This window comes from Dyella caseinilytica, from assembly GCF_016865235.1.
GTDB classification, from domain to species: domain Bacteria; phylum Pseudomonadota; class Gammaproteobacteria; order Xanthomonadales; family Rhodanobacteraceae; genus Dyella_B; species Dyella_B caseinilytica.
In genome coordinates, this window is record NZ_CP064030.1 from 253,801 (window position 1) to 268,193 (window position 14,393).

A 14,393-nucleotide genomic window follows, 5' to 3' on the forward strand; every position below is an offset into this window, starting at 1 on the left:
TGCTGACAAGATTGCTTACATCACATCGCGTGCAGCAGCCGGCAAAGCTCGTCGTTACGACTGATCAGAAGGCTGCGCCGGCTGGCGTAGCGTCTGCCGCACACTGGGAATGGCATTGCCGCGGGCCGTCAACTCGTGCGCGATATCGATAAAGCCCAGATGCCGCGCCACATCTGCCGCCGTGCGGCCGAAGTTGTCGACAGCATTGCGATCAGCGCCACGCGTCAGCAAGACGCGCGCAGGTGGCAGCAACGCGTGCATCGCGCAGGCATGTAGCGCTGTCACGCCACGCTGGTCCGCATGCTCGATGCGAGCACCAGCATCGAGCAGCACGGGCAACAACGCACCGATGTGTGTCGCATCGCATTCGCTGCCGGGGCGCAAGTGTGCGCCGAGCAGCAACAGCAACGGCGTCTTCCCTTCGCCGTCGGCGAGGTTCACGTCAGCCTTGCGTTTGAGCAGTGCATCGAACAAACGACGTGCGCGCAAGCTGTCGTTTTGTTCAAATCCGAATTGCGACGCGGCGTGCAGTGCGCTGTGACCGCGCGCATCCACCGCATTCGGATCGGTGCCGGCGTCGAGTAGCTGTTCGGCCATGTCGGGGTAGCCCTGGACTGCGGCGATCATCAGTGCCGTCGCATCACCGGGTAGGCGCTGATCCACCACAGCGCCGCGTTCAAGCAGCAAGGTGACCAAGGCTTCGCGGCGCGCAGCGACGGCGGCAGCCAGCGGGGTCATGCCATTGTTTGCGCTGGCGCCAAGGTCTGCGCCGGCTTCGATCAAGGTGACGGCGACATCGCGATGACCGGCACCGCAGGCATGCAGTAACGCGGTCGCGCCTTGCGCATCGCGTGCATCGACAGGAAAGTCCAATTCGAGCAAGCGGCGTACGGCAACGTCCGCGCCTTGCTTGGCTGCCTGGATCAGATCGTCGGCGCGCAATGCGCGGCGCGGGCGCTGCCAATCATTCCAATCCAGCCAGCGCTCCAGTTCCGGATGTTCGAGTGCGAGACCGAGCGGGGTTTCGCCATTGGGATCGGTGGTTTCTGCATCAGCGCCGTGGGCGACTAGGGCGCGCACCAGCGGAAGCGCGCTGCTGCCGTGTTCAAGCGCGGCGAACAGTGGCGTGCGTCCATGGCTGTCGCGGGTGTTCGGATTACAGCCGCGGCTCAGCAGGGCTTGCAACAAGGCAAGCTGGCCGTTGACGGCAGCCAGATGCAGCGGTGTGCGCTCGCGTTCGTCAGGGCCGAAGGGATCAGCACCACGCTCAAGCATGTCCAGCGACAGAGATCCCGCCGCCTGAGACGCGTTGTGCAGATAGGTCAGCGCCTGAGTCAGCAGGCCGGTTCCGGCGGGGCTGGCGCCTGCGGCCATCAAATCCGCGATCGCGTCCGCGCTCTCGGGAAGCTGCGGCAGCAGTGCATCGAACAGACGACGGCCAAGTGGTGGCAGGGTGGGATGCTCGCTGTCGAGATCGTCGATCAGTTGCGGTTGCAGGCGTGCCTCGGCCTGCAGCCCGTGGTCGAGCAACCAGCGGCGCGCGGCGCCATGGTCGGAGTCGATCAATTCCAGATAAAGCTGGGCAAGTTGCGACTGCGACCAGTCGCGCACGCGGCTTGCGAAGCCGGAAACGATAGCCCAGTGTCCGAAGCGCAAGGCGTCGAGCAGATGCGCCGGTGTGTCGGCACCTTCGGCAATGACGTTGAGATCCAGGCTGGCCGGGAGCGGTGTATCCGGATCGAGCAAGGCGACTAGGTCCCAGCGCCCGCTTGCGGCAGCGTGATCCAACGCGCTGCGGCCATCGCTGCCGGGCGTCTTCGGTTCAGCGCCAAGAGCGAGCAGCGCGCGTACGGTTTCAGCTTGCGCATGTGGCGATTGGCAGGCGAGCGTCAGTGCGTCGCGACCATGTTTGTCGCGTGTCAGCGCGTTGGCTTGGGCATCGGCGAGCATTTGCACTACGCCGACCACGCCAGCCCGCGAGGCCTCCATCAAGGCGGTCGTGCCGTGGTGGTCGGCCAGATTCACGTCGGCGCCGGCGATGCGCAGTGCGCGGGCGATTTGTTCGTGTCCTTCGGCTGCGGCGGTCATCAAAGCGCTGCGTTGACGTGCATCCACGCCGTTTACGCCGGCGCGGTGCTTGAGCAGCATCTTCACGCCGGTGACATCGTCATCTCGAATGCCGGCTGCGGCGACCAGCGCCGGTTCGCCATTGGCCAGTGATGGTTTGGCGCCACGTTCCAGCAGAAACTGCACCAGTGGCCAGTTTGCGGCACGGCAGGCTATCGATAGCGGGCTTGCGCCGGACTTGTTGAGTGCGTCGACGTGTGCACCGGAGTCCAGCAGCATCGCGGCCACCGTGGGTTCGCCGCTGAGCACGGCGCCGTGCAGCGGCGTGTTGCCATCGGCGTCAGTCACCAGCGGACTCGCGCCATTGGCAAGCAAAGTCATGACCGCATCCGGACGGCCATGCCAGCTGTCGCGTGTGGCGGCCAGCAACGTGGTAAGGCCGCCACTGGCGCGATTCACATCAGCGCCCTTGGCGATCAGTGCACGTAGCAGATGCGTGTCTGGCAGCAATGCGGCCAGCATCAGTACGGGACGCTGGTCACGATCGTCCGCGATCGGCGCTGTATTCGGATCGGCTCCCGCTTCCACCAGCGCCAGTGCACGTGCGATATCACCGTTGCGGGTGGCGGCGAGCAGGGCCTGCGCCTGCTCTGGCGTACCGGCGGTACGCTCCTGTTCGCTCAGTTCAGGCGGCGCAGCCGGACGTGCCATCACGGGCTCGACGCGCTCACCGCGAGCGGATTCCTTACGCTTCGGCCGGCGGCTTTCGCACAGCATTACGCGCAGTGTGCGATTGGCGATCACCAGGCAGCCAAGCGGCAGCACCACTACCGCGTAGAGCACCAGCGCCGCTGTGCGCATTTCCGTCGGCAGCACCACATAGAGGCCGCTCAGTGCGATGCCCGCGAACGACAGGATCACCAGCGCGAGGGCGCTGGGCAGGAAATGGCTGAAGAAATGTTCTTCGCGCGAGAGGTGCCGTCCAAAGGTGATGCTGCGCGCGGTGGCGGTGAACAGCGACGAGCCTTCGTGCTTGTCGTGGGCAGGGTAGGCATCGTCCCACACGAACACCAGCGCAAAAGCGGGCCACAGACGCCATAGCACCGTTAGCGCCACCACCAATGCCGCCGCGAGCAGCAGGCTTGCGCCCAGGGTGGGGTGCTGAGTGAGTCGCAGCATCGGCCATGCGACCAGCAGGAACACCAGCGCTACGTAGCAGGTGAACATGGTCAGGTGTGCTGTGCCACGGCGCAGCACTGTGCGTATGAAGTCGGGCTCCGGATCGAAACCGATCGCGTGGCAGACCGCCGCCATAGTCAGCGTGTTGGCGAGCAGCAGCAGGATCAGCGTCACCGGGTGAGCGCCGACAGCGGCAGCGATGCCGGCCACGATGAAGCCAGGCAGGAACCAGATGAGGGAGGTCAGCACGGAGGATGGGCGGCGCGATTTAGGAGATGGCATGGGGCGAGTATAGGAATCGAAAGCGCGTGAGACGGTAACCACACGTTAACGGTGGTGAATAAGCTCTCATTCCAGCGGTTGCTCGGGCGCATCGTCCCGGTCTTCATTGGCGGAGTCCGGACTGGCTGCACCGGATCGCGTGGCCAGCATTTCCTGCGGTGGAAGCTGCAAATGCCACCCCTGCGTGCGTAAGTGCTCCATCACGACTTCCACGTCTTCGTACGGCAGACGCCGCTCCGCATGCAGCTCCAACTCCAGTACGAAGCGCAAGTCGCCTAGCAGTACCGCCAGCGACGCGGGGATTGCCTTGAAGTTGTCCTTCTGCGCTAGCCACACGTAGGAGTTGGCTTTGCGCTGGCTGGCGTAGACGAAACAATGCATGCCGAAGCCCGCGAAATCATAGGTGGGTCGTGAAGGGTAGTCCGAAGACAGGTAACAAGGAACCCGGAACGGAGAACAGGCCGACCCGGTGAGGGTGCGTGTTTGATGCCTTGAATCAGCGGCGTAGGTCATTGCCAGACCAGGGGCAGAGGCGATGACACCAGTTCTGTTAACATTTCATGTTGCAGGCGCACTTGCATGCCCAGAACTGAGTGGGCAGAGTGCCTCCCGGGGATATCAAACGCGCGTATGAATTTGGCCGCGATGCCCCCCGCCCAATCCCGAGCCGTCATCCGGGGGACGACGATCCTCCGGCAAGGTCCCGGCCAACGCGGCCGGACTCGTCACCAAGAAAAAGCAGGAGCAAGCAAGCGATGCACATCTCTTTCCGCAATACTGTCCGTGGTGGCCATTCGCTCGCCCTGGCTGCCCTTGGTCTGGCCATTGCCGGTGCCCTGGCCGCGCCGCAGCAGGCTCACGCCAGCGCCTTCCAGCTGAAGGAAGACAGCGCACAGTCCATGGGTATGGCCTATGCCGGCTCGCTCGCCGCGGATGGCGATGTGTCCGTGGTGGCCAACGGCCCAGCCTCGATGACCAATCTGAAGGGCACCTATTTTGAAGCGGACATCACCGCCATCAACTTCGGCACGACCTTCACTGGCAGCGCGCACGACGCGTTTGGCAACCCGATCAGCGGCAACAATGGCGGCAACGCCGGTACGACCCTGCCGGTTCCCGCCATCTTCTTTGAAACCCAGGTAAGCGATCGTTGGCACGTCGGTATGGCCTTGTCCGTGCCGTTCGGTTTCAAGACCGATTACAACAGCGACTGGGTTGGCCGTTACAACGCGATCGAATCGAAGTTCGAGTCGCTGGACGGCACGTTCTCGGCCTCCTATGACGTCACCGACAACTTCAGCATCGGCGCCAGCGCCATCGCGCAGCACACCACTGCCACGCTGTCCAATGCCATCAATTTCGCCACCATTGGCCAGCAGCTCGGCGGTGCCGCCGGCATCCCGCCGGCTGAGATTTCTGCCTTGATCCCGCCGGGTACTGACGGCTATGCGCGCGTCAATGGTCATAGCTGGGATTGGGGTTGGCAGCTGGGCGGCTACTGGAAGATCGATCCGAAGGATCGCCTGGGCTTCAACTACCGCTCCAAGATCACGCATCGCCTGGAAGGTACGGCCGATTTCACCGTGCCGCAGACGGTGTCGACACTGCTTGGCCAGTTGGCGCAGCAATCGCCAGCGCTTGGTGCAGCGACTCAGGCCTTCCAGAACACCCAAGGCACCGCGCTCTTCACCACCCCGGCCGTGGCCACCGCCAGCTACTGGCATCAGGAAGACAAGTTCGGCTTTGGCGCGGACGTATCCTGGACCGAGTGGGACGTGTTCAAGAACCTCACGGTGAACTACGCCAACCCGTACCAGCCGGCGACCACCCAGGTGTTCAACTGGCATAACTCCTGGTACGCCTCGCTCGGCGGCGAGTACTACCTCACCGACAAGTTCACCGTGCGCGCTGGTCTTGGCTTCGACACCACGCCGACCGCTGGCGACACCCGCGACGTGCGCGTGCCGGACGAAACCCGCAAGCTGCTCTCGGTTGGCGTGGGCTACAAGGCGACTGAACACTTCACGATCAATGCCTCGTATGCGCACATCTTCGTGAACCGCGCGGCAATCAACAACGACGTGAGTGCCACCGAAGACGCGATCACCGGTAGCTCCAGCGATTACGGCAACCTGTTTGCGCTGTCGGGCGTCTACAAGTTCTGATCACTGGCAAAGTTGAAACGAAAAACCTCCCTGTATCAGCAGGGAGGTTTTTTTATGTCTCGACTCTTAGTCAAACAGGGATCAGAGTGCACTTTCTTCAAAGGCGGCGGCTTCCTGGATCCCGAGCAAATGGGGCCGTAAATGGGCCGGATCCACGGACGTACCATCGCACAAGCGTTCTTGAGACTGTCACGAGGCGTTGTTAAGTTCTGCGGTTACTTGTCGTGTCTATGGAGAAAATGATGGACCCACAAGCATCCACTGCGGCGGGGCCGGACGCGGCCGACACGGCTAGCGAACGGCGAACGCCCCGGCGTGTTGCCATCGACCGCCGCGCCAATCTGGCACTCATGGCGCTCGTCGCGACGGCCATGTTGCTGCAATTTCTTGCGTGGCCGTTTCTGTTGCGCCAATGGGGCGCAGTAGCGCTATGGCTCGTGGTGCCACTTGTGGTGCTTACTCCCATGCATTGGGGTTTGATCCATGAAGCGATTCACGGTCAATTGCTACCCCGGCGAGGCGCTAACGAATCGGTTGGCCGCGCGCTGGCCATCGCCTTCCTGCTGCCATTCGATGCGGTGCGCTTCGGTCACCTGATGCACCACCGTTTTACGCGCGAACCATTCGATCAGCCAGACGTGCACGATGGCAAGACGCATCGCCTCCTCGCCTTCATCGGCTATTACGCGCATTTGCTGGGTGGTCTATATGTGGTGGAACTGATCTTGCCGTTGTTCGCATTTCTGCCGGCCAAATGGACGTGCTGGCTGGTCGCGCGGCAGATCGGCAGCGAAGGGCCCGCAGGCATGGATGTCCAGCGTCTATTTGTTGGGTTTGCTGGCAATCAGGAACGGCGTAGCCGGATGCGGCGCGACTGGATACTGTCGGTCATGCTGCATGCTGCTGCGTTTTATCTATACGGCACGTGGTGGCCAGCGCTTGCCGTGACGATGTATTTGCGCGGAGTGTGGCTCTCGCTGGCGGACAACCTGCCGCACTACGATGTCTCGCTCGACGAACCGGAGCGGGCGCGCAACTTTCGCGTGCCGGCCATCTGGCAGACGGTGCTGATGAATCATCATTTGCACCGCTTGCATCACCGGCATCCGACGCACCCGTGGACAGCGCTTCCGGCGCTGGCGAGCGAGCTTCCCATGACATCAACACCCGTTCCCGATGCGGGCTACTTCGGTGCGGCGCTTCGGCAATTTCGCGGGTTTGGCAAAGTACGCTGAGCGGAGCAGGTTACGGCGGCTTTCTCATGGCTGGCTTTGGGGTAGGCGTGCGTTCGAGCTGTAAGCACCCCTTGCTAGGTAATGTTAAGACACCCTAGGAGATACGGTGTTCTTGTTGTGCGAACACACATGCAGGAGACCGACAAACGCCGCTATGAGGAAAGCGCAGTGGTATATCGCTACACCGTATCGGCATAACGCACGAGTTCCCACTTCACCACAACCTCTTCGTGGCGCATGCCGAACATGTCGTCGAGCAGACCGAAGCGGCGTGGCTTGCTGAGCATGTAAGTGGGCATGATGTCGCCCTTGCGCAGACTTCGCTGGAAATAAGCGACGCGATAGGTGGGCGTGAGCCACGCGCACCAGTCCCCACTTTCCGGGCAGCGTTCGCCGGTTTTGACGCGGGTGCCGAGGGCCGTTTTAGGCGGTGGTGGAATGGGCAGGCCGGTGGCGGGATCGAGATTTTTGCCTTTTGCCATTCGTTGGATCAGTTCATCCGATGGTTTGGGTGGAATCTGTTCCTGTTCTTTTTGCCATTGGAATGTGCCGTCCCATTCGGGTAGTTGTGCAGGTGGCAAAGGAACGATCTTGTCGATGTCGGGGACTTTGGGGTTGTGGCCGTCGTTGTGATCGATGAATTGGCCAATTAGCTTGTAGCGGCGCGAACGCTCGGGGTCGCTGGGAAGGGCTAGATAATTCAATTCATCCGACGATGTGGGAGCCTCGAAGCCCTTTTCTAGAAAGGAGGTCGACAAGCTATCACCCGCCGCGGCCCCCCACTGGAACGCTTGGGCAGCTTCGGCGTAATGTTTGGCAATCTGAAAGTTGATTCCTAGCATCTCAGCGGCTTGACCATGTCCCTGAGCGGCAGCGCAGCGGTACATCTGCCAACCCACTTTATAAGCGTCGGCATCCTTCGCAGAAGTCAACTTGTCGCCCACATAGTATTGTCCCTCGGGGCTGCCCAAGTCCGCCGCCTTGCGGTAGTAGCGCCAAGCCAACTCCTGATCCTGCCTCACGCCATAACCTTGCTCCAGGTAATACCCCATGTCGTAGTAACCACCGGGAATACCGTCCTTGATCAACTGCTCCACCAGTGCAATGGTTTCATTCGGTCGGCTGGGTGAATCAGCCACGCCTTCGGACACTAGCACTTGCAGGTTGTGATTGGCCTTGTAATGACTATGCGCAGCGGCGATCCGGTAATAACGCGCGACCACGTTGAAGTCCTTGGGACCGCTTTTCTTCTCCAGATAACGGGCATACTTGAAGAGCTGGTCTGCGTCGGGATCGAGCGGCGGCAGATGATCGGCTTCGTGGGTGCAGATAAAGGCGAGATTGGCCTTGATGTTGGCCAGATCCGGCAGCGCTGGCGTGTCGTTGTGCTTTCCGCAGGCGCCCAAAGCACCCAGCAACGCAGCCAGTGAATAAACGACGAGCCTCTGCATCAGGACGTGGTATCCGCGTAGCGCATCAATCCCCATTCCACCGCCACAAAGTCGTAACGCATGCCGAATATGTCGCCGAGCAGACCGAAGCGGCGTGGCTTGCTGAGCATGTAAGTGGGCATGATGTCGCCCTTGCGCAGACTTCGTTGGAAATAAGCGACGCGATAGGTGGGCGTGAGCCACACGCACCAGTCCCCACTTTCCGGGCAGCGTTCACCGGTTTTGACGCGAGTGCCGAGGGCCGTTTTAGGCGGTGGTGGAATGGGCAGGCCGGTGGCGGGATCGAGATTTTTGCCTTTTGCCATTCGTTGGATCAGTTCATCCGATGGTTTGGGTGGAATCTGCTCCTGTTCTTTTTGCCATTGAAATGTGCCATCCCATTCAGGTAGTGGTGCAGGTGGCAAAGGAGCGATCTTGTCGATGTCGGGGACTTTGGGGTCGCGACCATCGTTGGCATCAAGAAAATTGCCAATCGCTTTGTAACGGCGAGAACGCTCAGGGTCAGCGGGAAGAGCCAAATAGTTGAGTGAGTCGGACAACGGAGGGCTTTTGAAACCGTATTCCAAATATGAAGCGCTTATGCTTGCACCTGACGCTGCTCCCAATTGAAATATATTTGTGGCGTCTCGGTATAATTTATCCCCTCGCATATAAATGCCCAATTGAGAGGCTGCTTCTCCATACCCCTGTTCTGCGGCACAGCGCCACATTTGTTTAGCTACGTCCGGAGCGTTATCCGACGGAATCAGTAGTTTTCCCACGTGGAATTGGGCATTCGGACTCCCAAGGTCAGCTGCCTTACGGTAATAGAGCCAAGCTAATTCTTGGTCTTGCTTCACACCATAACCCTGCTCCAGATAATACGCCATATCGTAATATCCGCCGGGAATGCCACCCTTAATCAATTGCTGGACTAGATCAATGGTTTCCTTGGAGCGATTGGGTGAATCGGCATCACCTTCGGATACCAACAGCTGCAAGTTGTGATTAGCCTTGTAATGACCATACGCCGCGGCAATGCGGTAATAGCGTGCGATGTCGTTAAAATTCTTGGGGCCATTAGCTTTCTCAAGATAACGGGCGTATTTGAAAAGCTGATCTGCGTCCGGATTGAGCGACGGCAGATGACCGGCTTCATGCGTGCACGTGAAGGCAAGTTTCGCTTTGACAGCAGCAAAATCGGAAGAATGCGGCATAGGTGATTCCTGGGAGCAAGCAGCGAGCATAAGGGTGGCCATACACAGCCATCGAGCACATGTCATGGCTTAGTCCGTTTTGGAGCGCTTAGTGTCGCCGTAGTTAAATTCGACAAGAGAGGCATAAGGTTGCTCCTTGTAGAGCTCAGCTTGGCGCCTTCCATTTTCACTAATGATTTTTTCCCATTGCTTAAATACATCCTTCGCATTTAATCGCATCCCTTTACCCAACTCCCCTACACCCATGCCATTCGTATGAATCCCCCACAGTTTCTCGCGCAGCGGCTGCGTAACCGCAATGTGCTCATGGCAGATGTTCAACTCACTATCCACCTCCATGCTACGCGTGTTGAGGTTGGCCGAGCCTAATGTCATGAATACGTCGTCCACGATCATCAGCTTGGCGTGCACGTACACGTAGTCCCACGGTGTTCCCGCGGGGGTGTCGGGCGATACCAGTGAGCACACATGCACTTTCAGGCCATCGATGGATCGTGATGACACGGTCTGGTTGTCGTTGTCCTTGATCTGCTGATTGAGGGTGTCGATTTGTTGCTGGAGCGATTGCACATAGGCCTGACGTGAGGTTTGCGCTTGGTTTCCTTGCTGCGGACCCGAAAGATCCAGCGCAACGCCCATAGGGGAGCTAGTGCTGACACCTTGTTGCCAGAGCAATTCTTGTTGCAGTTTGTCGCGTTGCTGTTGTAGCGCCGAGCTCCGCTCACCTTTGGCGACATTGGGAATCGTATTGGCTTGTCCCAAGGCATCGAGCATGCGATAGGTATTGACCGTGCCGGGGCCGATGCCTTCTTCGTTGTCATTGGTCACCACGAACAGGTACAGCGGATCTGTGCGACCGCGGCACTTGTAGTTTTTGACCATGCTGGTGATCTTGTCGGCCAGCAGCGGCCAGCGGAAGTATTGGTTTTCGATGTAGATGAAGTTGGTGGCGTTGTTGACCGCTTGCAGGTACATCGTTTCGATGTCGCGCTTGCCCTCCTGCGACTGCGTACGCAGGATTTGCGCCATCACCGGTACGTCGTCGTTGCTCGGTAGAGTCAGTCGCTTGACTGTGTCTTTGCGCGCGGCGGTCAGGTTTTGGCGCGTAACCCGGTCCCACGCGGTGCAGAAGTTGGTGTTGAGATCTTCAAGGATCGGGCCACAAACTCGGCTGGAGATGTCCTGCCGCGGATGCGGGCCATTGCGACCCATGGCTGGATGCATGCGCACACAGCTGTGTTTGTCGGTGTCCCAGTAGGTGTCGAGCATGTTATGGCCCATCACGAAACCCACTGCGTGTTCCGGATCTTCCATGTCGACCAGCACCATCTTCTGGTGGTGCGTTGGGAAAACGGCCATCGCCGTGGGGCTCACGGGTACAGCCCCTGCGCCACGCTGTGCGGCGGCATTGTTGAGCTTCATGCGGTAATAGATTTCTTCGCGGTTTTCCAGGCTGAAGTCGCGTGTGGCGAACTGGACGTTTGCGAAGGCATCGCCTCTGGCCAACTGGGCTCCGCGCAGGATGTCGCCATCGAGTGTTCGCGACGATAGGTCCGGGTCATGCCACGTCACGTTGTTGAGGACGGCGCGTCGATACCATTCGCGGTCAAATTCCACCTGCCAGTCGGCTTGGTAGTCTTTCTGGAGGACATCCGATACCGGCGGTAATCCAGCGAGCCAATCCGGTACCCATCGCTTCCATGTGGTCGCTGCGTTGTTACCTGGCGCCATGTTCTCGCCCAGTTCAGCCAAGTGCAGGTCGTCTTGCCAGCACAGCAGGCGTACCGTGCGCCCTTCGGCCCCCTTTTGCACCAGCAGTTCGCCGATCGGCATGCCGCGTGCCTCGCCCCGCTTGAAATACATAGAGGGCTGAAAGCCCCAGCAGATGATGTCGATGCTGCGTTGCGCTCCGGCGATAGCGTCGTAGACGGCACCGAACGCCTCTTCGCCATTGACCAGTGGCTTGAAGGCGGCATGCGCAGGTTGGTATTCCGTACGTTGCACAAACCAAGGCAGGGTGATGGTTGCCTCACGGCTGCAACTTAAGGCAATGGGAACGGTGATGGGTTTATCGGCCATGGTTAGCTGTCTTGGTTTGCGTGGGGCTGAGCAGATTGTTGTAAACCTGCCGATGTGCAGCTCGATCTACGGCATCGGCTGGGTTGTCTGGCGCGCCTTCGTGATAGTGGAAACCTCGATTGGCCAGTTGACCATTGGTTGCATCGCCACGGAAGTTTTCCGTGACGGGAATGGCATAGATCGCGCCATTGCCCAGTTCCAACCTGTAGTGCTGGGTGAAGGCTTGATGGTCGATGGGAATTTGCCCCGAGGCATCGGTGAGGCCTTGTTTCACCAGTGCGCCATCGGCAAATAGTTCGTAGGGCATGCCTGCGGATACGACGCTTTTGGATGCCGGCGAAGCGGCCATGTTGATGAACAGTGGTTGTGTGGGGAGCTTGTCTTTGAGGACATCGGTGATTTGCATCGACGCCGGCCCCTGAGTCTCCCAGTACGCACACTTCTCAAGGATGTCGCCTGGCGTACCGGATTCGATGCCGGTGGCGGTGATCTTGATGTAGGACCCGCCGGCACTGAGCCAGATTTCCTTGGCGGCGGCAAGCTGCAGCTTGCCGCCGCTGGTCACGGTGACATCCTTCTGCGCACTGAGATTCATCTCGCCTTTCTGCGCTTGGATATCCACCTTGCCCTGTGCGGCAATGAACTTGGCACCGAGTTTTTGCGCGAACAGCGAGACCGCCTCGCCAGCCGCCACGGTAAACGACTTGCTGACGCCGATATCGAGATGTCCGCCCGTGGTACCGATGAGGTTCTCCTTCGCACTCATCTGCAGATGGCTGCCGGAGGTCACGCCGATCCCGTCGGGCGCGCTGATCAATAGACCGGCTTGGCGCAGCTGTTTGAGCGTGTTGTCGAACAGCGTCTGTTGCGCCTGAACGTCTGCTTCGATGGCATTGGCACTGCGGACGGCGGCGGCCATGGCCTGCACTTCCCGCAAGCGTCTTTGAAGCTGATCGATGGCCGGTTGCATGTCTAGCAGCGAGCCGTTCGCGTTCGCTTGGGCGTCGGCGCTGAGGAATACGCCCTTGCCGCCGCGAATGGTCGCATGCCCATCGGTGCGCAATTCCGCCCCGATACCGCGCTCGGTGTTCTGAGCATCCACCATATGGCCCAAATTGAGTTCGCTGGTTTGGGTAGGCGTGGTGACGTGGATATGTTCGCGGCCCTCGCGATCCTCCATGCGCAGTTCGTTGCCGCTGGCGGTGCGAATCCGGTTGCGGGTGTTGTTCTGGTTAGTGACCAGATCGGTGCGCTGGCTGTTGTGGACGGCGCCGACGATGTAGGGGCGATCCGGATCACCTTGGGTAAAGCCCAGGTAGACCTCTGCCCCGTCGATCAGCGGGAAGTGATAGCCGTAGTCGTCGCCGGCATACGGTCTGAGCAACCGCACGGGACGGCTGGTACCACCGGGGCTCCAGGTATCCAGATCGAAGGGCAGTTGTACGCGGTATTCCCCCTCGGGGGTGAGGTAGGCGTAGGTGTAGTTCCCCGGCGAGGTGATGCGTGCGGGCATAAACCCGTCGATGGAGGGCCACGGTAGCGGCGGACTGCGGTAGGGACGATCCGCCGGCATGGCGTGAAAGGCATGGGTATAGGCTTGATCGCGGGCGGCGGTGTGGGTGACGGCGGTGATCAACAGGCCGTGCGGGGCATCGGGCAGGGTCGTATCGCTGAGCTGCAGCACGCGGCCGGGCGCGATCGCCAAGACATTGCCGGTGCCTTCATACACCACTTGCTGGGTGAGGTGCGCCTGATGACGCAGCCGGGCGAGGCGCTGGGCATCGTCGGGGCTTTTTTGATGCTCGCCCCAGCGATCGTCGGTGCCTTGGGTGGTGCGGTCGTCGCGGGCGAGGTTGATGTCGGTGAGTAGCGAGACGCCTGCGGTGCGGTGATGGTCGTCATTCAGACGCACCGATTGGGTGACGCGGCGGCGCTGCTGGGTGAGTGATTGGATCGCCTCGGCACCGGTGCTTTCCAGGCCGGCGTTGGGGCGCAGTGGCGCGCTCAGGCCGCGGCGGTCATAGGCATCCACATCATCACCGAAGACGATGAGGTCGTGGTCATCGGTTTGCGTAAAGCGAAACCAGATCCCTTCGTCGGCGGCGATGCGTTGAAGAAAGGCCAGCGCGCTTTCGTCGTATTGGGTGGTGTATTCCCGGGTCGGATACGTGGCACGCAGCTGAAACTGAAAGTCGTTCGCCGTGAACCCCGCGTGGCGCAAGACCGCTTCGATCATTTCCGGCGCGCTCTGCTGCTGAAAGAGGCGGCTGCTGATGTCGCGTGACAGGTCGGCCAGGCGCGGCTCGAGCACCAGACGGTAGTGGGTTTGGTCGGCGGAGGTGCTGAGTTGATCGAACTGGGTGATCAGGCCGTGGAAGACGCGTGTGGGGGCGGGCGCATCGGCCAGATCGCCGATCCGTGCGCGCAAGGACACTGCGGTGGTATCGATGGGCTGGAGGGTGAAGCGCGCCGGTTGGCCGAGTATCGAGGCCATGGGGAGATCGGCGATCGGGCTGGTGACGTCGATCTCGAAGCGATAGGGCGTGCTGAGTGCTTCCTTGCCGCTGAACGTGAGTACCGAGAGCAGCGCAGGTGAGCCGGTGACGTGCAGGGCGTAGCCGGTGCTCGGTGGACTCGTGGGCATGGCATCACTCCCGGCAACATGAAAGGGAGTGATTCATTCATAGGGGACGCGCAAAAGCTGTCGTTTGAAATCGTGCTGTCGCGTAGGTGTTTTCT

Annotated in this window: 8 protein-coding genes; 2 read left to right on the forward strand and 6 right to left on the reverse strand. The window is 60.4% G+C overall.

All coding sequences use genetic code 11. The features are described from left to right. Positions 1 to 54: 54 nt before the first annotated feature. The gene (locus ISN74_RS01120) at positions 55 to 3,528 is read right to left on the reverse strand and encodes an ankyrin repeat domain-containing protein (RefSeq protein WP_188796568.1); all 3,474 of its coding nucleotides are present in this window, start codon (positions 3,526 to 3,528) and stop codon (positions 55 to 57) included. 66 nt (positions 3,529 to 3,594) lie between these two features. After that, positions 3,595 to 3,909, reverse strand: a complete 315-nt coding sequence (locus ISN74_RS01125; protein ID WP_188796569.1) for a YcgL domain-containing protein — start codon at positions 3,907 to 3,909, stop codon at positions 3,595 to 3,597. A 374-nt stretch (positions 3,910 to 4,283) separates the two neighbouring features. Between ISN74_RS01125 and ISN74_RS01130 the strand changes: the two genes are divergently transcribed. After that, positions 4,284 to 5,693 (forward strand): OmpP1/FadL family transporter, encoded by a 1,410-nt coding sequence (locus ISN74_RS01130; RefSeq protein WP_188796571.1) that lies wholly within the window; start codon positions 4,284 to 4,286, stop codon positions 5,691 to 5,693. 242 nt (positions 5,694 to 5,935) lie between these two features. Next, entirely contained in the window at positions 5,936 to 6,928 is a 993-nt protein-coding gene (locus ISN74_RS01135; protein WP_229678925.1) for a fatty acid desaturase, read from the forward strand. A 179-nt stretch (positions 6,929 to 7,107) separates the two neighbouring features. Here ISN74_RS01135 and ISN74_RS01140 read toward each other — a convergent pair whose 3' ends face one another. The 4 genes from ISN74_RS01140 to ISN74_RS01155 form a co-directional block, all read right to left on the reverse strand. Beyond that, complete coding sequence (locus tag ISN74_RS01140) at positions 7,108 to 8,379, reverse strand: SEL1-like repeat protein (protein WP_229678926.1); 1,272 nt, start codon at positions 8,377 to 8,379, stop codon at positions 7,108 to 7,110. Then, positions 8,379 to 9,575 carry an SEL1-like repeat protein gene (locus ISN74_RS01145; protein ID WP_203546681.1) on the reverse strand — a complete coding sequence of 399 codons (1,197 nt, stop codon included), beginning with the start codon at positions 9,573 to 9,575 and terminating at the stop codon, positions 8,379 to 8,381. The genes ISN74_RS01140 and ISN74_RS01145 overlap by 1 nt, the downstream gene beginning before the upstream one ends. Before the next feature lie 69 nt (positions 9,576 to 9,644). Then, entirely contained in the window at positions 9,645 to 11,654 is a 2,010-nt protein-coding gene (locus ISN74_RS01150) for a phospholipase D-like domain-containing protein (protein WP_188796575.1), read from the reverse strand. After that, positions 11,644 to 14,298 carry a type VI secretion system Vgr family protein gene (locus tag ISN74_RS01155; protein WP_188796577.1) on the reverse strand — a complete coding sequence of 885 codons (2,655 nt, stop codon included), beginning with the start codon at positions 14,296 to 14,298 and terminating at the stop codon, positions 11,644 to 11,646. Before ISN74_RS01155 ends, ISN74_RS01150 begins: the two co-directional genes overlap by 11 nt. Between the last annotated feature and the right edge of the window lie 95 nt (positions 14,299 to 14,393).

What these genes read in the sequence shown, in the direction of transcription:
- ISN74_RS01140 (WP_229678926.1), bottom strand. Translation starts at nt 8,379, where the DNA reads ATGCAGAGGCTCGTCGTTTATTCACTGGCTGCGTTGCTGGGTGCTTTG.
- ISN74_RS01120 (WP_188796568.1), bottom strand. Translation starts at nt 3,528, where the DNA reads ATGCCATCTCCTAAATCGCGCCGCCCATCCTCCGTGCTGACCTCCCTC.
- ISN74_RS01125 (WP_188796569.1), bottom strand. Translation starts at nt 3,909, where the DNA reads ATGCATTGTTTCGTCTACGCCAGCCAGCGCAAAGCCAACTCCTACGTG.
- ISN74_RS01150 (WP_188796575.1), bottom strand. Translation starts at nt 11,654, where the DNA reads ATGGCCGATAAACCCATCACCGTTCCCATTGCCTTAAGTTGCAGCCGT.
- ISN74_RS01130 (WP_188796571.1), top strand. Translation starts at nt 4,284, where the DNA reads ATGCACATCTCTTTCCGCAATACTGTCCGTGGTGGCCATTCGCTCGCC.
- ISN74_RS01145 (WP_203546681.1), bottom strand. Translation starts at nt 9,575, where the DNA reads ATGCCGCATTCTTCCGATTTTGCTGCTGTCAAAGCGAAACTTGCCTTC.
- ISN74_RS01135 (WP_229678925.1), top strand. Translation starts at nt 5,936, where the DNA reads ATGGACCCACAAGCATCCACTGCGGCGGGGCCGGACGCGGCCGACACG.
- ISN74_RS01155 (WP_188796577.1), bottom strand. Translation starts at nt 14,298, where the DNA reads ATGCCCACGAGTCCACCGAGCACCGGCTACGCCCTGCACGTCACCGGC.